Source organism: Acinetobacter sp. AR2-3 (genome assembly GCF_001878775.1).
GTDB classification, from domain to species: domain Bacteria; phylum Pseudomonadota; class Gammaproteobacteria; order Pseudomonadales; family Moraxellaceae; genus Acinetobacter; species Acinetobacter lwoffii_D.
In genome coordinates this window covers 68,073-90,732 of sequence record NZ_MJIQ01000052.1, presented here as the reverse complement: position 1 = coordinate 90,732, position 22,660 = coordinate 68,073, and the positions used below count along the sequence as shown (strand labels likewise).

Here is a 22,660-nt window from a genome sequence, read left to right as displayed (position 1 = left end):
ACATCCTTTTTAATCTTTACAACAGCATCAAGCTGAATTTACAACGTTCAGTCCTCGAACGCTTATTATGACATTTCCATACTTTTTACTGCTTTTTACTCGACTGTTCAGTGAGGTTTACTACCCTCAAACCAGCTGAATTATTGCAGGGGAGATTTCAACATTAAAAATTAAATTAAGCTTGAGCTGCAATGACTGCAATTTCAATCAGCCAGTCCGGATTAACCAAATCTGCCTGAATCGTGGCACGTGCCGGCGTGCCATGACCTTGTAACCATTCCACCCAAAGCTGATTCACAGTTTGAAAATCATCCAGATTTTTCACGAACAGTTGTGCAGAAAGCAGCTGGCTTTTATCAGTATTGGCCAATGCAAGCAATTCCTCAATTTTTGCAAAGACTTCCAGTGTTTGGCCGCGTACATCCATATCCGTGCTATTCGGCACCTGACCTGACAGATAGACGGTTTGATGATGAATCGTCACCGCACTCATGATTTGATTGCTGTTGAGTCGCTGAATGGCTGTATTGTCCTGTGTCATGTTGATCTTCCTTGTTTGGGATATTTAAATAAAATTTAAATTAAAAATTTAAGCGTCAATCTGGAAATGAACCCGAGCGGTCACCGCACACATCAGCTCATAGCCGATGGTGCCTGAGCTAGCCGCCACTTCATCAATTGGCAAAAGTGCACCTTGGGAAGATTGCCCCCAAAGCGCCACTTCACTACCCACATTCGCCTGCGGCAGTGCAGTCAGATCTACAGCCAGCATATCCATACTGATTCGACCCAATGTCTGTGTTTTCATTGAATCGACCAGCACAGGCGTACCCGTCGCCGATAGTCGTTGATAACCATCCGCATAACCACAGGCCACAATCCCGATCCGCATTTCCTGCGTGGCAATAAATTTGGAACCATAGCCAATGCTCTGACCTGACTGGATCATTTGAATGGCGATAATTTCACTGCGTAAGCTCATGCTCGGTTGCAGATTCCAGTCTTGAATCGTGTGTGTTGGATAATCTGGTGAACTGCCATACAGCATGATGCCGCTACGTACAATATCGGAATGAAGGGTTTGATGATGCCGCAGAATGGCTGCACTATTGCTGAGTGAGGTTTTACCCTCAAGTCCCTGAATGGTCTGGCTAAAAATCAGGTTTTGATGCTGAATCCCGTCCTGTCCAAAACGCTCACCATCCGCATCAGAGAAATGGGTCATATGCGTGATTGAACGGACATTATTTAGCTGGTGCAGCTCCTGCCAGATTTCTGCATATTGCTGTGGCTCGAAACCCAGACGGTTCATGCCGCTGTTCATTTTCAAGTACACATCAAACTGTGCATCCGGCGCTATTTCGGCAAACTGTTTTAGCCATTGCACTTGATGCCGGGAATGAATGGCAAAGCTCATTTCATGCTTCGCACATTCAAATAAATCCGCGAGAGCGAAAATACCTTCGAGCAACAGCAGCGGCTTCTTGCATCCCAGCGCACGTAGGCGCGTGCCCTCTTCAATATCCAGAAAAGCAAAACCGTCTGCACCTTGAAGTGCAGCATAGACCCGTTCAATCCCGTGCCCATAGGCATTAGCCTTGACCACGGCAAATACCTGACTATTGGGCATACATTGGCGCGCCACACTTAAATTATGCGCAAGCGCCTGCTGATGAATGATCGCAGTAATGGGACGTGGCATACATTCCTCCTTGAATATTCCGCCTCAGATGGTCTTAGGCCGCCTGGTGATAGCGCGCCAATGACAGACCTTCGGTGCTGATTTCAGGATCACGGGCCAAGACCAGATCGCTGATTAATTTCCCTGAACCGCAGGCCATGGTCCAGCCCAGCGTGCCATGTCCAGTATTCAGGAACAGGTTTTTAAAACGGGTTTTCCCAATAATTGGCGTACTGTCCGGGGTCATTGGACGCAGGCCTGTCCAGAAGCTGGCCTGATTCATGTCACCCCCCGGGAATAAATCACGGGTCACCATTTCCAGCGTGCCGCGACGGTCTTCATTTAATCCCAGATTAAAACCGCTCAGTTCAGCCATTCCCCCTACGCGAATGCGCTGGTCGAAACGGGTAATCGCAATTTTATAGGTTTCATCCAGTACTGTAGATTGTGGTGCATAGGCCGGATCTAAAATCGGAATGGTCAGTGAATAACCTTTCACCGGATAGACCGGTAAATTCAGTTCAAGCGGTTTGAGGAAATCACGTGAATAACTACCAAAGGCCAGCACATATTTATCTGCCGTGAGCACCTGACCATTCACCAGAACACCTTTGATCTGGTCACCTTCTACAATCAGCTTTTCAACGTTTTGATTGAACTTAAACTCTACACCCATCCCTTTGGCATGTTCTGCCAGGGCATTGGTAAACAGATAGCAGTCACCTGTTTCATCATTGGGTAAATGCAGACCGCCTACCAGTTTGTCTTTTGCCTGTGCCAATGCCGGTTCTACACGCGCCAATCCATCGCGGTCCAGTAGTTCAAATTCAACTCCGGTTTCTTTCAGAACTTCAATATCGCGCTGCACCGCATCCAGCTGCGCATCTTTACGGAAAATCTGCAAAGTACCTTTCGCGCGGTTTTCATAAGAGATGCCAATATCACGGCGCAAATTACGCAAACAGTCACGGCTATATTCAGCCACACGCACCATCCGTTCTTTATTGACTGCATAATGCTGCGCATTACAGTTTTTCAGCATTTGTGCCATCCACTGCAATTGCCACAAGCTGCCATCGACATTAATCGCCAACGGTGCATGATGCTGAAACATCCATTTGACTGCCTTAAACGGAATACCTGGTGCAGCCCAAGGGGTCGAGTATCCTGGAGAAATCTGCCCGGCATTACCGAAGCTGGTTTCTTGCGCCGGACCTGCCTGACGATCCAGCACAGTCACAGTTGCTCCCTGCTGCGCCAGATAGTAAGCGCTTGCCACACCAATCACACCACTACCCAAAACTAATACGCGCATTACCTTAACCCTCAAACATCTTTTCAGTTTATTTCACTAGTATATTTTTGCTTTAATAGTTAAATTCACTATATTCAGACTGTATATTCAGTGGAATAAATATTTTTTCGGGCAGAATTAAAAAAAAGAGGGAAATATTGATGCGCAAATTAGACCGCATTGACCGCATGATTCTGGATATCCTGCAACGCGATGGCCGGATTGCCATTAGCGAACTTGCAGCACGCGTCAATCTATCGACCACGCCCTGTTCAGAACGGGTAAAACGGCTAGAGCGCGAAGGCATTATCATGGGCTATTACGCCCGTCTAAATCCGGAAATGCTAGAACGTAGTTTGCTGGTTTTTCTGGAAATCAAACTCTCTGCCAAATCAGGTGATGTCTTTGATCAGGTGGCACGTAACCTAACCGAAATCCCGGAAGTCCTGGAATGCCATTTAATTTCCGGTGATTTTGATTATCTGGTCAAAGCACGTTTAAAAGAAATGAGTGCTTATCGGCGTTTACTGGGAGATTTACTGAAAAAACTACCCGCCTCTGCCTCCTCGCACAGCTATGTGGTGATGGAAGAAGTCAAAGAAAGTTTATATCTGGACTTGGGTATTTAGTAATGATGGCTTTTTAAAGCTACTGGCAAAAACAACAAAGCCCCAAACGGGGCTTTGAGATCGAACATTGATTGGACTTATTAAAAATCAAGCAGGAATGCGGAGCACCTGTCCCGGAAAAATATCATCTGCATCTTTGAGCAACGGACGGTTGGCTTCAAAAATTTTATTATACTGATTGGCATCACCATAAAATTCTTTTGAGATTTTCGACAAGCTGTCACCTGATTTCACCGTGTAAAATTTACTTTCTGGTTGAGGACTGCTCACCGTAAGCTGATCATCTACTTTGGCGACATGATCAATATTACCCACAGCCAGAACAATCTTTTCACGATCGGCCTGACTTTGTACCTGACCTCTGACCGTCGCCAGATCCGAAGCGGAGTTATAACTGATGGATAAACCAGTGATCGGAAGGCCCAGACTTTTCACATGGCCGAGTAATTTATTTGCCACTTCCTGAGCAGAAGGCTCTGCAGGTTGTGCTGCAGCCGGCGTTGTCGTTGTAGGGGCAGCCTGTGGTTCCGCAGCAGCTGTATTTTTCTTACCGATACCTTTTACAAAATCAAAAAGACCCATAGCGGACTCCATTCTTGTTGTTAATGTCACATCACTCTTATTTTTATAATGAAAACTCTATAGAGATAGTTAGTCATTGGTGACAGAAAGGTAATGGATTGTAAAACCTTCATTCATGTGAAAAGCAGACACAAAAAAACCACCTCAAGGGTGGTCTTTATGTTCAGCAAAGCTGAAATCGGCGATTAACCTAGTTTCTTAGAAACGTAGTCAATTGCAGATTGAACAGTTGTGATTTCGTTAGAATCTTCATCAGGAATCGTGATGTCGAAATCATTTTCGAAAGACATAACAAGTTCAACTAGATCTAGAGAATCTGCACCTAAGTCATCCATGAAAGACGCTTCGTTTTTAATCTCTTCGATTTTGATACCAAGTTGTTCTGCAACTGCTTGCTTAACACGTTGTTCGATATCGCTCACAGGAATTCTCCTCATTGCTTGTGGCGTTTTTAATGCCGTTAGTTTAATTGAATCTAAAAAATTTGGAAAGTTTATACTTGAGCTTAGCTCATGTATAAGCCCCCATTTACATGCATAACTGTACCAGTAATGTAACTGGCTTTATCTGAAGCCAGGAAACTTACGGCATTTGCGATATCCTGCGGATCACCTAAACGGTTTAATGCCACCTGCTCAGTCATCTTTTTACGAATTTCTTCGCTTAGCTGCTCAGTCATTTCAGTCGCAATAAAACCTGGTGCTACCGAGTTTACGGTAATCTGACGGCTACCCATTTCTTTGGCAAGGCTACGGCTAAATGCTTCAATACCTGCTTTAGCAGCAGAATAGTTGGCCTGACCGGGGTTGGCAAAGTGTGCCACCACAGAACTGATGTTGATGATGCGGCCGAAACGCGCCTTGGTCATGCCTTTGAGTACACGCTTAGACAAACGGTAAACTGCTTTCAGGTGAATATTTAAAATATCATCCCAATCATCTTCAGACATACGCAGCAGCAAATTGTCTTTGGTAATACCAGCATTATTGACCAACGTAAGGACTGGACCATAATTCTGTTCGATGTCCGTTACCAGCGCATCAATCGCAGCACCGTCACGTACGTCTAGTACTTTTCCAGCGCCATTTTCAGCAAACTGTGCAGATAATTTTTCCGCACCTGCTTCAGAGGTTGCAGTACCTACGACAAAATAACCGTCTTGAATCAACTGTTGTGCGATCGCAGCACCAATACCACGACTTGCACCTGTTACCAGAGCAACTTTACGTTCCTGTGTCATGCACTTTTCCCTTCTGCCGCCAATACGGTGTTTAATGCATCTTCCAGACGGGATTGACTGTCCAGCGGAAGTGCTTTTTGAATATTCGGCAAGCGTTTCGCCAAGTTGGTCAATACATTACCCGGACCACATTCTACGATGTACTCAACACCTTCATCTTGAAGGAATTGTAAGGTTTTAGTCCATTGTACCGACTCATAAAGTTGCGCGGTCAACGCCTGACGCAATTCATCTACATTGGTTGCTGCTTGCGCGCCTACATTTTGTAATACAGGAATGCGTGGCAGCTCAATGGCGGTTTGTTCCAATGCCGGAGCAAACTGTTCAGCAGCAGGTTTCATTAATGAACAATGCGATGGAACCGATACTGGCAATGCAATGGCTTTTCCGCCGTTTTCTTTGGCCAATGCCATCACTGCTTCAACGCGATCTTTATTGCCTGCAACGACTACTTGCCCTTGCGCATTATAGTTCGCTGCTTCGACAGAGCCTTCGCCTGCTGCAGTTGCTTGTGCACACAGCTCAATCACTTTGGCATCGTCCAGACCCAAAATGGCAGCCATTGCGCCTACACCCTGAGGTACAGCAGTTTGCATCAATTTGCCACGCAGGTTCACCAGCTTCGCAGCATCACCTAGGCTTAAAGCACCCGATGCGACCAGTGCGCTATATTCACCCAGTGAATGGCCTGCCAGATATTTCGGTGCTACACCGCCAGATTCCAACCACACGCGCCATAAGGCAATACTTGCAGTCAGCAATACCGGCTGGGTAAATTCGGTTTGATCCAGACCTTCGCCAGTTTGCGCAATCTGCCACAGATCAAAACCGACGGCTTCAGATGCTTCTGCAAATGTCTCGCGAATACTCGCAAACTGTTCTGCAAGCTCAGCCAGCATACCGGCTTTCTGTGAGCCCTGACCCGGAAACACAAATGCAGTTTTCGTTGCGGGTGCTGCTTGTTCGAGTGGTGTAGCAGACATAATAAAATCCTTTCATTCAAGAGGTGTGCTTCTTCAATCCTAACCAGAAGACTGACCAATAAGACCACCTAAATCATTGTGGAGCGCAATTTAGCATGTAATTTTGCTGGCGGTAATTGCCAAATACAACAAAAAACCGATACACCTAAAAATCAAAGACAAAAAAAAGGGAGCTAAATGCTCCCATTTTTTCTACTAAGCTTGACGCTTAATACATCACCAATTATTCAGCAGATGCTTTAGCGAATAATTGACGACCACGGTAGATACCATCTTTAGATACGTGGTGACGACGGTGAGTCTCGCCAGTAGCTTGGTCTACAGTTAATGCATTCTCGGTTAAAGCGTCATGTGAACGGCGCATGTCACGGCGAGAGCGACTTTTACGGTTTTGCTGAACGGCCATGATGGCTCCTTACAAAGATCGAAAAAATGGATCAGAACAAATTCGATTGTCTTATACACAAGAGTATAACACAAAAATTAGTTAAGTTTACCCTTCAAAGCAGCCAAAACTTCAAACGGGTTGTCCCGTTTTTCTTCAGCCACTTCTTCTACGGCAGGTTGATGCTTATGTTCACAAAACTCATGTTTAGGTGACAACGGCATCAACAATAACAGTTCATCTTCTATCAGCGCGAGCAAATCAGCGGTCGCCGGTGCATCATAATCACCTTTGGTCGTTGCTTCACTTTCACCTAGGACGATGAAATCAGCATCCTCATCCAAGCGCTCTATCAGTGACTCATCATCCACAAGTGCCAAATGGAACGAAGAAACCAGTTCAATTTCTACGGTTTCCAGACAGCGCTGGCATTCCATAGGAACTTTTGTTTCAACGTGACCATCTAGCCATGCAATACGATGATAGGCATCCATTGATAGCTTACAGTCTATGTTAATCAATTGATCATCAATTGATCCAACAGCTTCACGAGCGATACGAACAAAGCGGGATAAAGGCAGTTGACCTGACCATTTAAAGCCCTGTTCAGCCCATTTAAACGGCTCAATCTGTGCCGGAAAGGTATTTGCTGACATAATTAAGGCGGCAATTCTACAAATTCATCAGTACTCTGTCAAAGATTAAGATACAATTTTGTACTTATTTCGACAGACCATTTGGGTAACTCAAGTCATGCATCTGTTGCAGCCGCAAACAGAAGTGAATGTTTCATCACTCGTTAGCACAATTCCAAGCCTTGATTCTGACAGTTCAACACAACAAGTGCAACTCTCGCCATGGGCGAATTTATCGTCAGAAGCGCAGCAGGTGGACTGGCTCATCTTACACTTTAATCACTGGTTTTCCCATTTAAATGTCACTTTAGTGCGCGGCGAATTTGAACCAGAATATTTCCCTGCAAGCGTAGACCGTCCTGCCCGGATCCAGTTTGCGCATGGTTTCTTTAATAGTGCCCTGCATGAAATCAGTCACTGGACCATTGCCGGAGACAAACGCCGTCTGCTGCCTGATCTGGGATACTGGTATGCCCCGGATGGCCGTACCCGCGAACAGCAGGCTTTATTTGAACAGGTCGAAATCAAGCCACAGGCAATTGAGTGGATGTTTGCCCAGGCTTTTGGCCGTAAATTCCGGGTTTCTTTGGATAACCTGACTGGCGATGGCGGTGATGGCGCCAGCTTTAAAGATAATGTTTATGCCCAAGTTCAGGCTTATTTTAATGGTACAGCCAAACTTCCACGTGATGCAGCGCGCTTTATCCAATGTATCTGTATCTGCATCAGAGGTGGCAAAAGTTTACAATCTGATGAATTTATACGTGAAATACTTGATTAAATTACACAAATCTACCTTTTTTATGATTGCCAGATCTTGCCTGAGCGCCACATAATAAACTATCAGCCCAAGCTTGGAGTAGCCTCTATGCTGCATTTACGCGTACACCCAGACAATCCGCAACCCCGCTTAATCAGTCAGGCAGTGGAACGTATCCGTGCGGGTGATGTAGTGGTCTATCCCACTGATGCGGCCTATGCGATTGGTTGCCAGATTGGGAACAAGAGTGCCATGGAGCGGATTGCGCAAATTCGTGGTCTGGGCCCAAAGCATCAATATGCGATTCTGTGCTGTGATTTATCCGATATTGCCACTTATGCCAAGGTGGACAATGCCATGTATCGTTTGCTGAAAAATAATACACCAGCCATCACGACCTTTATTTTACCTGCGACCAGCGAAGTCCCGCGTCGGTTGATGCATCCCAAGAAAAAAACCATTGGTCTGCGCATTCCAAATAATCCGGTGTGTCAAATGTTACTGAAAGAACTCGGTGAACCGCTGTTGACCTCTACCCTGATTTTACCGGGTCAGACTGACCCACTCGATGATCCTTATGATATTGAAATGCAGCTGGGCAAACGCATTGATGTTTTTGTAGATAGTGGTTTAGGCACGTTGAGCACAACTTCTATTGTAGATTTATCCGGTGATCATCCAGAAGTGATTCGTCGTGGTATGGGAGATGTCAGCGCCTTTGAATAAATGAGGTCTGAGAATTTCCTACAAACATTCGGGGAGTCAAAATGAATGGATTTATTTTATCTCCTGCTAAATCAGCATGAATTTTCTGCACAGGATTTAATCTATGCAGAACTGCCTTGGACACTGCAATCCAAGGCAGTCATGGTCGAAGCACATCCTTCTCCCCATCTCACTATAAATATTGATCATACTGAGTACCAATTTTTCCTGACGTTGGCTGTAGCGAGACAGTTGTTGCAGATCTATTCAAACCAAAATGTATGCCTGGCAGAGACTTGCCAACGTATCATTGAATTTGCGACCAAGGAATACATTCATTCCTCACCATGAAAATCTAAAAAAGCATATGGTGAGAGGTTGCAGTTTTATTCTTTTCAATTCGGCAGGTATGCAGTGGCTGGCAAAAACAGTTTAGGAATCTGAACTACGTTCATAATGACGAACCGCAATGAAATTTGGACATTGCGATAGCTTCTGTTCATGATGCATGAGCTCTTCACCCAGTTTATTTTTCAGATACACATGAAAAATAATCTGATCTTCTTCCAGTACATTCAGCATCGCTGTACGCGCTTTGGGTTCCATGACTTTAAAGGAATTGATTGACTCACAAGACATGGCTTGCATATCCAGCTTAATCCGCTCATCCAGCTGGTCGCCCTCATAGGCCATATGCCGCATGTAAAAACGGATATTGGGATATTGGTCCAGCACACTAAAATCCATTTTCATGGCCTGCATGACAGGTCGGGCCTGTTCGGCAAAAGCCGAGAATCCCCCTGATTTCAGTCCTGTGCGTGCTTCGTCTTCAAGCTGCATAATCTGATATTTGGGATAAGCCCAAAATCCCCCGAATGCGATCATCCCAATAACAACCAGAATAAGTGGCATGCTTTCTTCACCTTTTTATTGATTTTTGTGATTCTTGACTATTTTTCGAGAGTATAGCGGGATTTTTGACCAAAAATTACGGGGAAATATTTTATTAATACTTATTAATTTTATGTTTTTTAATGGGAAATCCGTTTAAAAATCATTCAACACCTGCCAGCTAGCTTATTTTCTCTTTTAATGAGAGTCATTGTATTGATCGAGTTTTTTTGAAGTGAATCAACTCACATCATCTACCAGATACGCTTAATTATGAGAACCAATTTAATCTAAAAATCACCGTAGCATTTCCAGCTATGTTTTGTCATTTTTCTCGTTGCTATTTTTAAATCGTAGATAAATTCCATTATTTTTTTAAGTTTTTATGGCTTTGACGGCTTATTTAATTTATTTAAAGTTACTTTTCCAGTACAATGACAACGCTTAATCCTGTGCTTTTCTTTCGATCAGATACCGAAAATCAAGCCTTTGCATGCCTTTGAAAATTCGCGTGGCCTATAATTGTAATGACTCAAATTACCCATAACACTATGGAATCTGCTCCGCACATTCGGGTTCTGGATGAATGGCAGGATACAATTCCAGAGGATCTGTACATTCCTCCAGCGGCATTTGAAATCTTATTAGAACATTTTGAAGGCCCACTCGACTTTTTAATTTACCTGATTCAAAAAAACGGTTTTGACCTGTTACAGGTCGATATCGCGCCGATAGCAGCACAGTATTTATCTTATATGGACGCAATGAAATCCCTCAACATCGAGTTGACGGCCGACTATATGGTGATGGCGGCCTTACTGGCAGATCTCAAATCGCGTTTGCTGTTACCAAAACCAAAAAGCCTGACTGCGATTGAGCAGGATCCAAAACAAGAACTGATTGACCGTTTAGAAAATTATTTAAGAATTAAACAGGCAGCAGAACGTCTGGGCCAGATGCCAATTCTGGAACGAGACACTTTCACCACTAATGTCAGTCTGGGAGACATCCAGCAGCCGAATGAAGGCTATTCAAGCGATTTATTGCGTGATGCCTTGCTCTGTATATTTAATCGTCCTGAACCCGTGATTCATCAGGTGCAACAGGAACCGGTACTGCTGGAAGAACGGATTGCCTATATTGAAAGTTGTATTGAAACTGGCGCAATACTCAGCTTTAAGGACTTGTTAAAACCGAGCCAAGGCCGTATGGGTATGGTGGTAACCTTTATGGCGGTGCTGGAACTGACCCGACAACAAAAAATTCAGATTATTGCTACAGGTATTGAAGCCCCGCTCGCAATTCAAGGAGCCAGTCAATGACACTCGATCAAAATACGCTGTTATCTGCAGAAGATAATCTGCATGAAGTATTAATGCAGCTTGAAGCCATTATTTTTGCCAGCGACTCTGCGGTTTCATTGGCTCGTCTGAAAGAAGCTTTTCAAGATCGCTATAGCAAACAGGAATTACGTCAGTATTTACAACAACTTTCCATGCTGATGCATGGCCGTTCAATCGAACTGATTGAAACAGCACAAGGTTATCGTTTTCAAGTGCGTGCAAAATATCGTAATATTATTGCACAGACCTGGCCTGAGCGACCGGCTCGCTTGTCGCCTTCATTACTAGAGACGCTTGCGGTGATTGCTTATCACCAGCCAGTGACCCGAGCGGATATTGAACAAATTCGTGGTGTCACGAATAACAGTCAAAACTTGCGTACGCTGTTTGACTGGAACTGGATTAAAGAGTCTGGATTTCGTGAACTCCCTGGAAGACCTGCGTTGTTAATGACAACGCCACAATTTTTAAATGCGTTTGGCCTGAATAGTTTGGGCCAATTGCCTCCCCTGCAGGCTGCCAAGGAAGCTTTTATGGCCCTCGATGCGAATGCACCGAAGTCATAAATAGGTGAACTGTTGATAATTATTTCTAAGGTTATGCTGTCATGAGTGAAAAGTTACAAAAGGTGCTTGCACGCGTTGGTTTGGGTTCTCGCCGTTATATGGAAGAAGTCATTGCCGCGGGTCGTGTAAGTGTCAACGGGCAAATTGCCCAAGTGGGTGAACGAATCGAACCAGGTGATGAGCTTCGCATCGATGGTCGTAAAGTTGCCTTCCAGATTGAAGACGAAATCCGTCGTCGTGTCATTATCTATTACAAGCCTGAAGGCGAGATCTGCTCACGTAGCGATCCTGAAAACCGTCCGACCGTGTTTGAACAGCTGCCTGCTATTCCGGGCGATCGCTGGGTGATGGTCGGTCGTCTGGATATTAACTCCACCGGTCTACTCTTGTTCACAAATGATGGTGAACTTGCGAATCGCTTGATGCACCCATCGAATGAAATCGAACGTGAATATGCAGTTCGTGTCATGGGTGAAGTAACGCCACAAATTCGTAACAACATGCTTAAAGGCGTGGTGCTAGACGATGGTCCGGCAAAATTCGAATCTTTCTCTGAACTGGGCGGTGACGGGATCAACCGTTGGTTCCAGGTGGTAGTAAAAGAAGGTCGTAACCGTGAAGTACGTCGTATCTTTGAATCACAAGGCCTGAAAGTCAGCCGTCTATTGCGTACCCGTTATGGTACTGTGATTTTGCCACGCGAACTGCGTACCGGTCGCTGGATTGAACTGGATAAAAACGATATCGACAACCTGACCAAAGCTGTGGAATTGAAGCCACGTCAAGGTACAGGCTTGTTTGGTATGGCGAAACGCCGTAACGAGCGTATGCAAGACAAACCGATGGCTGCGCGCCGTGGTGGTTTCTTGCGTCAGCAACGTCGTGACAGTGATGAGCAACCACAAAATAATACTGGCCGTGAGCGTCGTGATGACAATGCTTATGGTCGTCGTGACAGAGCTGAAAACCAGAATGGCACTCAGTTTGTACGTCGTGAAAACCGTCCTGATCAAGGTTTCGGCCGCCGTGAAGAGCGTGATGAAAATGCGCCGCGTCGTCCATATGGCGTCAACAAAGGCTTTAAAAAGTTTTAATTAAGATAAATAAAAAAGTCAGGCACATTGCCTGACTTTTTTATGCCTTATGCATCAGGCACTTTGTGGAATCCCTTGCGGGATAGCACCGATTAAACGCTTGGTATATTCATGCTGTGGAGATTGATACAGTTCATCTGAATTGGCGATTTCTACCAACTCCCCATGATTCATCACCATGATCTGATCAGAAATATATTTCACTACCGATAAATCATGCGAAATAAAGATATAGCTCAGACCAAATTCATCCTGTAAGTCTTGTAGTAAATTCAGCACTTGCGCCTGTACTGATACATCCAGTGCCGAGACCGATTCATCACAGATTAAAATCTCAGGTTTTAAAGTCAGACAACGTGCAATTGCAATCCGCTGACGCTGACCACCAGAAAACTCATGCGGATAACGATAAAAAGCCTGTGCAGGCAAGCTGACCCTCTCCAACAAGTCTAAAGCCATTTGTTTGCGTTCGGCATCATCCTGACCAATCTTGTGAATCTGCATCGGTTCCATCAGGATTTGTCCAACAGTAAAACGTGGATTCAGCGAAGCATAGGGATTCTGAAAAATGATCTGGATTTTACGTTGATACTGGGTAAATTCCTTTTCCGACATATCCAGAATATCCCGCCCCTGAAACAGTGCCTTACCACCTGTAGCCTGTTGCAGACGCATCAGTAATAAACCGATGGTGGTTTTACCCGAACCGGACTCCCCGACCAGCCCCAAGGTTTTTCCTTTGGCCAGCTGGAAAGAAACTCCTTTTATTGCCTGAAATTCATCTTTGCCAAACAGTCCTTTACGACTATAAAAAGATTTCTTCAGATCCCGTACATCCAGAATAATTTCCTCTCCACCCTTTAGCCCACGTGAACGTTGCGGAAGCTGAGTATTCAGACGGATATCTTCTAGCCAGGTTGAGCCATCCTGTTTCATAAAATCGCTGATCATCGGCAAACGTAACGGACGTTGCGACAATTGTGGACGGCAGTGTAACAAGGCTTTGGTATACATGTCTTGAGGCCGGTCCAGCACCTCCCGAACCGGACCCTGTTCACGGATTTCCCCATGACGCATTACAATCACCTGATCAGCAATTTCACCAACCAATGCCAGATCATGGGTAATAAACAGCATCGACATCTGGCGACGTTGCCGCAGCGATTCCAGCAAGTCCAGAATCTGCTTTTGAATAGTCACATCCAGAGCTGTGGTCGGTTCATCTGCAATCAACAGTTTAGGTTCACAGGCAATGGCCATGGCAATCATGACCCGTTGTTGCTGTCCACCGGAAAGCTGCCCCGGATAGGCATCGATTTTAGTTTCTGGCGTAGGGATACCCACTTCTTTGAGGAGCTCCAGGGTACGTTGCCGCGCCTGTTTTTTATTCATGCCCAAATGTAGTTGCAGGATTTCTGCAATCTGCATGCCTACCGTAAATACCGGATTTAGCGAAGACATTGGCTCCTGAAAAATCATGGCAATGTCTTTGCCGCACATCTGGCGCATTTCACGGGTTTTAAGCTTGAGCAGGTTTTTCCCTTCAAAGATGATCTGGCTATCTTCTGAAATACGTGCGCTTTCTGCCGGAAGCAGGCCCATAGTGGCGAGGGAAGTAACCGACTTGCCACTCCCCGATTCACCGACCAGTGCAACTGTGGTATTGGCCGGAATCTCGAAAGAAACCCCTTTTACGGTTTCAATATATTCTTTATTTTCACCTTTAAAACTGACTCGCAGATTTTCTACGCGAAGTAGCGCAGGTGCTGTGCTTGGATTGATTTCAGACATCGTTGCGCTCCTATTTCAGTTTTGGATCTAATGCATCACGGAGTGCATCGGTAAACATCGAGAAAGCAGTCACCAATACCGCCATGGCGATTGAGGCTGCCGCTAGTTGCCACCATTTACCCAAAATCAGCTCGCTTTGCGCTTCATTTAGCATACTGCCCCATGACACTACCCCGATAGGCACACCGAAACCAAGGAAGCTCAAAATGACTTCAGACTTGATAAATGCCACCACCAGAATAGACATCTGTACCAGGGCAATATGGCTGACATTGGGAAAAATATGGACAAACATACGACGCATATTACTCACGCCAATCGCCTTGGCAGCCAGCACATATTCACGTGCCGTATGTTTCATGTATTCGGCACGAACCAAACGGAAGACCCCGGTCCAGCCAGTCAGACCTAAAATCAGGATGATTGATAAAATACCTTTCTGCTGTAACACTGCGGCAATGGCCAAAACCAGCAACAGATAGGGAATTGAGGTAAAGATATTATAAAACCAGTTGAGGACATCATCGACCCAACCACCAAAATACCCTGCTATTGCACCCAGTGCAGTCCCAATCAGTACAGCGACAAAGGCTGCAATCAATCCAACCAGAATCGAGGTTTCAGCCCCCTTGATGGTTTTCTGTAAAACATCCTGTCCCCATTTATCTGCACCGAAGACTAGACTTTGCTTGAGTTCCCCACTTTCATCCATCAGCTGGCCACCGAGCTCCTGATTAATGGCCTTCATGTCTTCTGCCAGCGGATCGACCACTCCATAATAATCAATGCTTGCACCTGCACCCTGCTCAGCAGCAATTTCAGCATTCAATTCAGCAATGACATCTTTTAAGGGATCAACTGGATTGACCGGTACAGCAACAGATTCTGTACCCTGTTCTGCATCAGATCCAGCCGAAACTGGCGCTGCACTGATAAAACTTGGCGGTGCATAGCTGACCGCTACTTCTTTATTCCAGTCTTTGGCAATCAGGCCGCTCATTGACAGTACCAGCAGCAGCAGATAAAACAGCACCACATACAGGGAAAACATGGCAATCCGGTCACGTTTCAAACGGCGCATGGCCAGTTGCCATAAGCCTGTTGAAGCCGATTCAGGTGCTGCTTCAGCCGCTTGTTCTTTTTTAAATATCGCACTCAGCATAATTCACCTACTTCAACTGTACACGCGGATCGACCCATTTATAGATCAGATCGGCAATCAGGTTGAATATCATGGTCGCAGCAGCAACATAGACCGTAATGGCTTTAATCACAGGAAAATCGGAACGTTCTACCGCAATAATGACTTCACGGCCAATTCCAGGAATACCAAAAAAACGTTCAATCAGGAAAGCACCGATCAGCAGTGCCGGAAGTCCTGCCATGACATCGGTAATAATCGGAATCGAGGCATTGCGCAGGACATGCACGCCCATGATACGGTTTTCACCCAGGCCTTTGGCACGCGCAGTACGTACATAGTCCTGATTAACCTCATCCAGTACAAAGCTACGATACAGGCGTAGTGTTGGTGCAATACTTACCACCAACATAATCAGCACAGGCAACAAGGCATATTTGAAAAGGTTGTCAGCGAAATTATCGCTCCAGCCCTGTACCGGAAACCAACTCAGTTCATAAGCCAGGAAATACTGGAACACGATGATGTAAACCAGAATACTGATCGACATGCCGATCGTACACAGCATCATGATCATGCGATCTGTCAAAGAACCACGAACCGAAGCCACACCCAAAGCCAGAATGATAGAAATAATGGTTTGCAGAATGGTCAGTGGAATCAGAATGGTCAGTGAGGGCCCCAAACGGGTGGTGATAATCTGTGCCACCGACTCCCCGGTACTCCAGCTCACCCCATAATCAAAGGTTAAAATCTGCTTGATAAAGATCCAGAGTTGTACGTAATACGGTTGATCCACACCCAGTTGCTGACGGATGTTCTCAATCTGTTCCGCATTGGCCATTTTACCGGCCAGAATATAGGCAGGGTCTCCGCCTACCCAGTTAAACAGCAAGAATATCAGCAAAATCACCCCGAGCATGGTCGGGATCATTTGCCAAAGCCGTCGAATAATATATGCCAGCATCGCTTGCCTTCCTTAATTTTTTCCAGAGATTTCATTAAAGAAAGCTTTGCTGTCCGGATCACGACCCAAGAAGTCTTTCACCATTTGCTCGCCATGCTTTTGTCCGCCTTGAGCCAGGACCGTATTACGATAATGCGCACCGACTTTCTTGTCCATGAGCTGATCACCAAAGGATGAAAGCATATCCAGGGCAATGACTTCAGACCACATATAGCTGTAGTAACCTGCCTGATAGCCGCCCATCAGATGCCCGAACTGTCCCGGGAACTGCTGACCGCTGACATAACCCAAGGCGGTCTTGCCTTCCATATCCTGCCAGAGTTTTAAAGGCTCAATGTTTTTTGCATCTTTACCATGCAAGGCCATATCATATTGGGCATATAAAGCCTGACGGGCGTAATGCAGGCCTCGACCGTAATTCTTCACATTCTTTAAGCGCTCGGTCATGGCAGCATCCACCCGAGGACATGCCGGCTCACAGTAATCCGCTACTTTTGACAAGGTTTCCAGACGGCGTGCCCACTCTTCATACATCTGTGATGGTGCTTCTACAAAGTCACGCTCTACCGAGGTACCAGACTGTTCTGTATAGCGGGTTTTCGATAGAATCCCGTGCAAGGCATGACCCATTTCATGCACAAAGGTTTCCAGCTCGTTGCTATTCAAGCCCTTACGGTTAAAATTGGTCACCAGTACCGATACCGGACGACGCTGATTCAGGGTACTGCCGCCATAAGCTCCCCAGACAGCTGCATGCCCATATTTACCTTCACGCGGGTATTTATCGACATATAATCCGCCCAAGAATTCGCCCGTTGCTTTGTCATGTACCGCATAATATTCCACTTCATCATGCCAGGCCTTGACTTTCACCGGCTTGAACTCAATGCCATAGAGTTCCGAAGAAATAGCGAATAACCATTTTTGCGATGCTTCTGTCGGGAAATAATCCCGCAATTTTTCCTGGTCTACCTTGTATTTGGCCTGACGCAGTTTTTCACTCCAATAACCCTGATTCCAGCGTGTAATTTCTGCTTTCTCTAACGGAACTTTTAAAGTTTCAGCCTTGAACTGGCGTAATTGTTCTACATCCTGCTTTTCTAGAGGTGCAACTTTGGCATAAACCTCATCCAGAAAACCGTTCACTGCTTCAGGAGTTTTGGCCATACGGAATTCAAGCGCAGAATGGGCATAGCTTTCCTTATCAAAAAGTTGTGCCATTTCATAACGCAGATCAATGGCTTTTTTCATGAATTGCAAGTTTTGTTCGGTCCCGCGACGCGTGTAAGCGGTCTGGTAACGTTTGCGTGCTTCATCACTTTCTGCCAGCTCCATAAAAGGCTGGTATTCCGGATAATCAAAGCCAAGCAGATAATTGCCCTTTTCATTTTTCTTTAAATTTGCGATGTAACTTTCTGGCAGGCCTTTCATTTCAGCTGGAGTAAATTCAACTTTTTCAGGGTTATCCCGCACATTTTTGGAAAAATCCTGCCCCAGTTTGGTACTTTCTTCAATAATTTCTTTCAGTCGTTTCTGTTTTTCTGCACTGAGTTGTACCCCGGTATTCTCAAACTGTTCCAGAATATCTTCTAAAAATTTCTGATCAATCGGATCGCTGGCTTTCAGTTTCTTGAACTGGGCATACAGTTTAGGATTCTGATACAGGGTGGTCTGGTATTTGCTGATTTTAAGTTCACAGTCATCGGCTGCCTGACGCAATGCAGGATCCGGATCGACATTACTATATAGTCCTACTGCAGCACCGAAATCCCGGGCTTTGGCATGCAACTCATCCCATTCAGCCAGATAAGGCCCTGCCTTGGCTTTATTTTTAATTTTCTTATTTTCAAATATCTGGATATCTTTTTGCATGGAAGCCAGACTGGCATCACATAAAGACGGAATTTCTGCAGCCTTGAACAATGGCAGCAGCTGTACTTGGGTATCTGCCGCTAAACCTTGATATCCCCCCATCATCATTAAACATAAGGTACTTAATTTTAAAGATTTTGATTTCATATTCATCTCCAGATTTTTTCTTACTTTTTCGTATTAATATCGATATACATCCATTCTGAAGACAGAATCGGATGGGACTTATGTCCAATAATTTGGGGTTGGGTCAAGGCATTACGGTAGGTGCTATAGAGCATCAGGGTCGGCATGTTGACTTCGAGAATCCTGGTCATTTTGCGATAGAGCAGATCACGCTCCGGACCTGGCGGCATGCTCTGGGTTTGCTCGTAAAGACGGTCAAATTCAGGATGCTTGAAACAGGCATTGTTGGTGACATTGACATTCTTGCCATAGAACAGCTGCATAAAATTGTCGGCATCCGGATAATCGGCAATCCATGCAGAACTCTTGAACATGGTTTTACATTGCTTTTCCAGCTTGATGCCTTCAGCAAATGGCATGGCCTTACTGGTCAATCGAATATGAATACTGTCCAGGGTCTTTTTCCAGAACTCACCCTGTTGCTGGCCCCGACTGGTATTCCCAGTAATCAGTTCAATCACCAGAGGTTTACCTTCAGGCGTTTTCCGCCAGCCATCTGCACCGATCTTGTAGTTATAGCGGTCGAGCAACATGTTGGCTGCTTTGACTGAATAGGGAATACTGCTTTTATAGGACGGTGAATAGCCTGCTACTCCTGGGGGGATAGGCATGTGCAGTTTTGCTCCATCCCCCTTAAGTAATACATTGATCATGTTTTCTACAGAAAATGCCATCGCCATGGCACGACGTAAGGCAATTTTTTCTGGCGCGAAACCACCCACGACCGGGTTTTGCATATTCCAGTAATGGTAGCTAATGGAGGGCTCTAAAATACGTGACAGCTTCACTCCCTGCTGAGCCAGCTCAGGCTTTAATTTGTCACCATCGAGGGCCTGTACGACGATATCGCCTTCAATTTCGAGCAGGTCCAGTTCATTTTTCTTAAATGCCAGCATCCGGGATTGCGCTTCTTCAATAACACGCACATCAATAGTGCCGATTTGAGGCATTTTTTTGCCCTGCATGGCTTTTACAATGGCCTGATCTTCTGCACCACTGGCTTTAAAGTCCCAGACAAAACCACGATAAGCTGGATTTGGTTTTAAGATAATCCGTGAGCCTGGTGTCCAACGGCTGAGCACGTAAGGGCCAGTTCCCACTGGCCTATTCATGACCCAACCCGCCTTGTCTTTATATTTTTCAATCACTTCACGAGCTACTGCAGCGGCAGGTCCATGTGCCAGCAACATCGGAAAGTTCTGATCCGGATTATTCAGCTTTAATACCAAGGTATAGCGGTCTGGGGTCTGAATACCTTCAAACGGATTTTCATAGGCTTTGCCATTCTTTTTGGTCAGGGCCATCCATGCGTCCAGCCCTTTAATTCGGCCATCCAGCAACCAGCTGTTCGGTGAATGCAGCTTTGGGTCCAATAGACGTTTCAAGCTATAAGCATAGTCATACGAAGTCAGTTCACGTTTTTTACCGCCGAAGACCGGATCATCGGCAAAGTAAATACCCTTTTTAACTTTAATGGTATAAGTCAAACCGTCTGCACTCACTTGAGGCAAACTGACTGCAGTCAATGGCACTAATTTTGCCGGCGAGGCCAGATAATCATAGGTAAATAAGGTCTCAAAAATCGCAGCATTAATCTTGGCTGAATAACGGTCATGGATATAACCAGGATCAAAACCGGTTTCAGCTGCCAGAAATACTGTTTTTAAAACCTTATTCGGGTTGGCAGGATTGCTAGCCCATGTGGACGCGCCCCCTGCCATCATCAAACCAGCCATTAGCACCCCACTGGCCAGTTTTTTTAAAGTATTTTTATTCACATTCATACTGGTTCTTAATCTTCTCAAGTTATTTTTTAACAGGTTCAATATCCATATATTGCCAAACTGCTCTGGTCACCGGATGGGCCTTAAAACCCTGTACATGCGGATGAATCAACCAGTTACGTATACGAGTATTGTGCAGAATCCATGGATTATCGGCCTCCATCTGACGGTTCATCTGCTCATAATATGGCGCCCGCTGCTGCGGCGGCAGTTTCATCGCGGTCTGGTACAGTGCATCATAAGTTTTGGAGGTATAGCAACTCAGGTTGCCTTGCTGCGCATTTGGCCCATACAGTAACTGGGCAAAGTTTTCCCCTTCCGGATAGTCCGCAATCCAGGCTCCACCCCACATCATATGCTTGCATTGGGTGGCTTCCTTTAAATTGTCAGCAAAATTACTGACCTTGAACTCAATTCGCACCCCGATCGCATCCAGATTTTTTTTCCATAATTCTGCAGAAATCACCGAAGAGCTTGAGCTGGTTGAATTCATTTTTAGTATCAGAGGCTTGCCATCAGGCAAGCTACGGTAACCATTAGCGCCTTTCTTATAACCAAAGCGGTCAAGCAGTTTATTGGCCAGTAATGGGTTATAAGCAATACTGCTTTTATACGTCGGGTCATGTCCACCTACTCCCTCTGGCAAAATCATTTCAGCTTTATCGGCATGACCTTTGTACAGCTGCTGGATAGCTTCTTTCTGGTTATAGGACAAGGCAAGAGCACGACGTAAGGCAATTTTTTCCAGTGAATTTCCACCAATTAACGGATCACGCATATTCATGATGGTATAGGTAATTTCCGGTTCTTTATTCGGATAATGCAGGATGCCTTTTTTCTTGTATTCACTTTTCAGCTGCTTATTTTCCAGTGCCTGTTCGGCACCGCTCGCAGTGAGTTTGTCATAGTCCAGTTGTCCAGACTTTAAAGCCAGCCAGCGAGACTGTTCCTCTTCAATAATACTGATTTTGACCTTGCCAATTTGCGGCATCTGCTTGCCTTGCATGGCTTTGACAATACGTTGATCCCATTCGGAACCATCGCCCTTAAAGTTCCAGACAAAACCGCGATAATTCGGGTTGGCAGTCAGTTCAATACGGCTACGCGGCACATATTTGTGTAACTGATACGCCCCTGTTCCAACCGGATGCTGACCTGCCCGATGACCATAATGTTCGATCGCTTCCCGTGCGGTACCACTAAAAGCAACATAGGCCAGAATGTAAGGAAAATTCAGGTCTGAACGGGTCAAGGTAATTTGTAAGGTATATTTATCTAGAGCTTTTAAACCGGCAATCGGAGCATCATAGTTAAATTTACCCGTTTTTTTGGCCTGCTGAATGACTTGATCTGCGCCAAGAATTTTGCCTTCAATAAAGGAAAAAGAAGGTGAATGATTTTTTGGATCCATCACCCTTTGCATGGAATAAATATAATCCCGGGCGACCAGTTCACGCTTCTTGCCCTGAAAGGCCGGATCCGGACTGAAATAAATTCCTGGCTTGATTTTAAAAGTATAAACTTTGCCATCCTGTTCAACCACGGGTAAAGACTCGGCGGTATTTGGGGCCAAAATTGCAGGCCGGGCCAGATAGTCATAACGCAACAAAGGCTCAAAAATAGCTTCAGCAACGCTACCACTATAAAAATTATAGGTTTTGACCATATCAAAACCATCATCAGGTGCTTCGAAAGCCAAGTTTAAAACTTTATCCGGATGTGCAGATGATTTTGCCCAGGAGGCTTGCCCCGTAGTCATGGCCAAGGCCAAAATTGTCATGCTGAAAAGTGCTGATTTCAAATTTGTACCTATTCTTGATCTTGAAGTTTTATTGCTATAGGAAGTCTTTAACACATCATCCCATATTTGCTTCAATGGATGGGTCAAAGCTGGACAGATGGAATAAAATGAACAAAGCGAATTTCATGCCATCCTCGAAAAATAACGATTTTTTCCTGTTATTAACTCAAAAAAGCTTATTTTTATTAATTATTTAAAACATTATGAATAACATAATATTTTCCATGAATCATTAATTAAATTTTTATCCTCAAAATTCTTACTGAAGTTCATTTCGCACAAAAATAACTCAACCCTGTTTCATCTTATTGCACTATTGTATACCTTTAG

General features: G+C 45.1%; 23 protein-coding genes. 7 read left to right on the top strand and 16 right to left on the bottom strand.

Translation table 11 applies throughout. The features are described 5' to 3' along the window. Positions 1-175: 175 nt before the first annotated feature. From BFN00_RS10200 to BFN00_RS10190, 3 genes are read right to left on the bottom strand one after another with little or no spacing between them, the layout of a single operon-like run. Complete coding sequence (locus BFN00_RS10200) at positions 176-541, bottom strand: RidA family protein (RefSeq protein WP_005104825.1); 366 nt, start codon at positions 539-541, stop codon at positions 176-178. 48 nt (positions 542-589) lie between these two features. After that, complete coding sequence (alr, locus tag BFN00_RS10195; RefSeq protein WP_071851474.1) at positions 590-1,702, bottom strand: alanine racemase; 1,113 nt, start codon at positions 1,700-1,702, stop codon at positions 590-592. Between the two features lie 34 nt (positions 1,703-1,736). Then, the gene (locus BFN00_RS10190) at positions 1,737-2,996 is read right to left on the bottom strand and encodes a D-amino acid dehydrogenase (protein ID WP_039901981.1); all 1,260 of its coding nucleotides are present in this window, start codon (positions 2,994-2,996) and stop codon (positions 1,737-1,739) included. A gap of 140 nt (positions 2,997-3,136) precedes the next feature. On the opposite strand from BFN00_RS10190, the gene BFN00_RS10185 reads away from it, so the two are divergent. After that, positions 3,137-3,604: an Lrp/AsnC ligand binding domain-containing protein gene (locus BFN00_RS10185; protein WP_004279232.1), complete on the top strand. Its 468-nt coding sequence runs from the start codon at positions 3,137-3,139 to the stop codon at positions 3,602-3,604. Positions 3,605-3,691: 87 nt separating this feature from the next. On the opposite strand, the gene lysM is transcribed toward BFN00_RS10185, so the two are convergent. From lysM to BFN00_RS10155, 6 genes are all read right to left on the bottom strand, one after another. Next, a complete protein-coding gene (gene lysM, locus BFN00_RS10180) occupies positions 3,692-4,186 on the bottom strand; it encodes a peptidoglycan-binding protein LysM (RefSeq protein WP_071851472.1) in 495 nt (164 codons plus the stop codon). A gap of 185 nt (positions 4,187-4,371) precedes the next feature. Further along, positions 4,372-4,608 carry an acyl carrier protein gene (acpP, locus tag BFN00_RS10175; RefSeq protein WP_004646101.1) on the bottom strand — a complete coding sequence of 79 codons (237 nt, stop codon included), beginning with the start codon at positions 4,606-4,608 and terminating at the stop codon, positions 4,372-4,374. Positions 4,609-4,691: 83 nt separating this feature from the next. Beyond that, positions 4,692-5,426: a 3-oxoacyl-ACP reductase FabG gene (gene fabG, locus BFN00_RS10170; RefSeq protein ID WP_071851470.1), complete on the bottom strand. Its 735-nt coding sequence runs from the start codon at positions 5,424-5,426 to the stop codon at positions 4,692-4,694. Continuing rightward, positions 5,423-6,409, bottom strand: a complete 987-nt coding sequence (fabD, locus tag BFN00_RS10165; protein WP_071851468.1) for an ACP S-malonyltransferase — start codon at positions 6,407-6,409, stop codon at positions 5,423-5,425. Before fabD ends, fabG begins: the two co-directional genes overlap by 4 nt. Positions 6,410-6,632: 223 nt before the next feature. After that, a complete protein-coding gene (gene rpmF, locus BFN00_RS10160; RefSeq protein WP_004279227.1) occupies positions 6,633-6,815 on the bottom strand; it encodes a 50S ribosomal protein L32 in 183 nt (60 codons plus the stop codon). Positions 6,816-6,892: 77 nt separating this feature from the next. Next, positions 6,893-7,450 carry a YceD family protein gene (locus BFN00_RS10155; RefSeq protein ID WP_004279226.1) on the bottom strand — a complete coding sequence of 186 codons (558 nt, stop codon included), beginning with the start codon at positions 7,448-7,450 and terminating at the stop codon, positions 6,893-6,895. Positions 7,451-7,547: 97 nt separating this feature from the next. Here BFN00_RS10155 and BFN00_RS10150 point away from each other — a divergent pair, with 97 nt between their 5' ends. The 3 genes from BFN00_RS10150 (at position 7,548) to BFN00_RS10140 (ending at position 9,245) form a co-directional block, all read left to right on the top strand. After that, a complete protein-coding gene (locus BFN00_RS10150; RefSeq protein WP_071851467.1) occupies positions 7,548-8,210 on the top strand; it encodes an elongation factor P hydroxylase in 663 nt (220 codons plus the stop codon). An 87-nt stretch (positions 8,211-8,297) separates the two neighbouring features. Next, the gene (locus BFN00_RS10145; RefSeq protein WP_004646095.1) at positions 8,298-8,915 is read left to right on the top strand and encodes an L-threonylcarbamoyladenylate synthase; all 618 of its coding nucleotides are present in this window, start codon (positions 8,298-8,300) and stop codon (positions 8,913-8,915) included. 45 nt (positions 8,916-8,960) lie between these two features. Continuing rightward, a complete protein-coding gene (locus BFN00_RS10140) occupies positions 8,961-9,245 on the top strand; it encodes a hypothetical protein (protein WP_071851465.1) in 285 nt (94 codons plus the stop codon). Positions 9,246-9,326: 81 nt separating this feature from the next. On the opposite strand, the gene BFN00_RS10135 is transcribed toward BFN00_RS10140, so the two are convergent. Continuing rightward, positions 9,327-9,806 (bottom strand): hypothetical protein, encoded by a 480-nt coding sequence (locus BFN00_RS10135; RefSeq protein ID WP_071851463.1) that lies wholly within the window; start codon positions 9,804-9,806, stop codon positions 9,327-9,329. A 506-nt stretch (positions 9,807-10,312) separates the two neighbouring features. Here BFN00_RS10135 and BFN00_RS10130 point away from each other — a divergent pair. Genes BFN00_RS10130 through rluB form a run of 3 tightly spaced genes read left to right on the top strand, consistent with a single transcriptional unit; the run spans position 10,313 to position 12,788 of the window. Then, positions 10,313-11,107 (top strand): segregation and condensation protein A, encoded by a 795-nt coding sequence (locus BFN00_RS10130; RefSeq protein ID WP_071851461.1) that lies wholly within the window; start codon positions 10,313-10,315, stop codon positions 11,105-11,107. Beyond that, entirely contained in the window at positions 11,104-11,694 is a 591-nt protein-coding gene (gene scpB, locus BFN00_RS10125) for an SMC-Scp complex subunit ScpB (protein WP_071851459.1), read from the top strand. Before BFN00_RS10130 ends, scpB begins: the two co-directional genes overlap by 4 nt. A gap of 41 nt (positions 11,695-11,735) precedes the next feature. After that, on the top strand, positions 11,736-12,788 hold the full coding sequence (gene rluB / locus BFN00_RS10120) for a 23S rRNA pseudouridine(2605) synthase RluB (protein ID WP_005107723.1): 1,053 nt from the start codon (positions 11,736-11,738) through the stop codon (positions 12,786-12,788). 54 nt (positions 12,789-12,842) lie between these two features. Here rluB and BFN00_RS10115 read toward each other — a convergent pair whose 3' ends face one another. Genes BFN00_RS10115 through BFN00_RS10090 form a run of 6 tightly spaced genes read right to left on the bottom strand, consistent with a single transcriptional unit; the run spans position 12,843 to position 22,309 of the window. After that, the gene (locus BFN00_RS10115; RefSeq protein WP_071851456.1) at positions 12,843-14,579 is read right to left on the bottom strand and encodes an ABC transporter ATP-binding protein; all 1,737 of its coding nucleotides are present in this window, start codon (positions 14,577-14,579) and stop codon (positions 12,843-12,845) included. A gap of 10 nt (positions 14,580-14,589) precedes the next feature. Continuing rightward, positions 14,590-15,741, bottom strand: a complete 1,152-nt coding sequence (locus BFN00_RS10110) for an ABC transporter permease (RefSeq protein WP_071851454.1) — start codon at positions 15,739-15,741, stop codon at positions 14,590-14,592. Positions 15,742-15,748: 7 nt separating this feature from the next. After that, on the bottom strand, positions 15,749-16,687 hold the full coding sequence (locus BFN00_RS10105) for an ABC transporter permease (protein WP_004279216.1): 939 nt from the start codon (positions 16,685-16,687) through the stop codon (positions 15,749-15,751). A gap of 12 nt (positions 16,688-16,699) precedes the next feature. Next, positions 16,700-18,706, bottom strand: a complete 2,007-nt coding sequence (locus BFN00_RS10100) for a M3 family metallopeptidase (RefSeq protein ID WP_071851453.1) — start codon at positions 18,704-18,706, stop codon at positions 16,700-16,702. Positions 18,707-18,726: 20 nt separating this feature from the next. Beyond that, positions 18,727-20,529, bottom strand: a complete 1,803-nt coding sequence (locus BFN00_RS10095) for an ABC transporter substrate-binding protein (protein ID WP_071851447.1) — start codon at positions 20,527-20,529, stop codon at positions 18,727-18,729. A 22-nt stretch (positions 20,530-20,551) separates the two neighbouring features. Further along, on the bottom strand, positions 20,552-22,309 hold the full coding sequence (locus BFN00_RS10090) for an ABC transporter substrate-binding protein (RefSeq protein ID WP_004646086.1): 1,758 nt from the start codon (positions 22,307-22,309) through the stop codon (positions 20,552-20,554). Positions 22,310-22,660 lie beyond the last annotated feature (351 nt).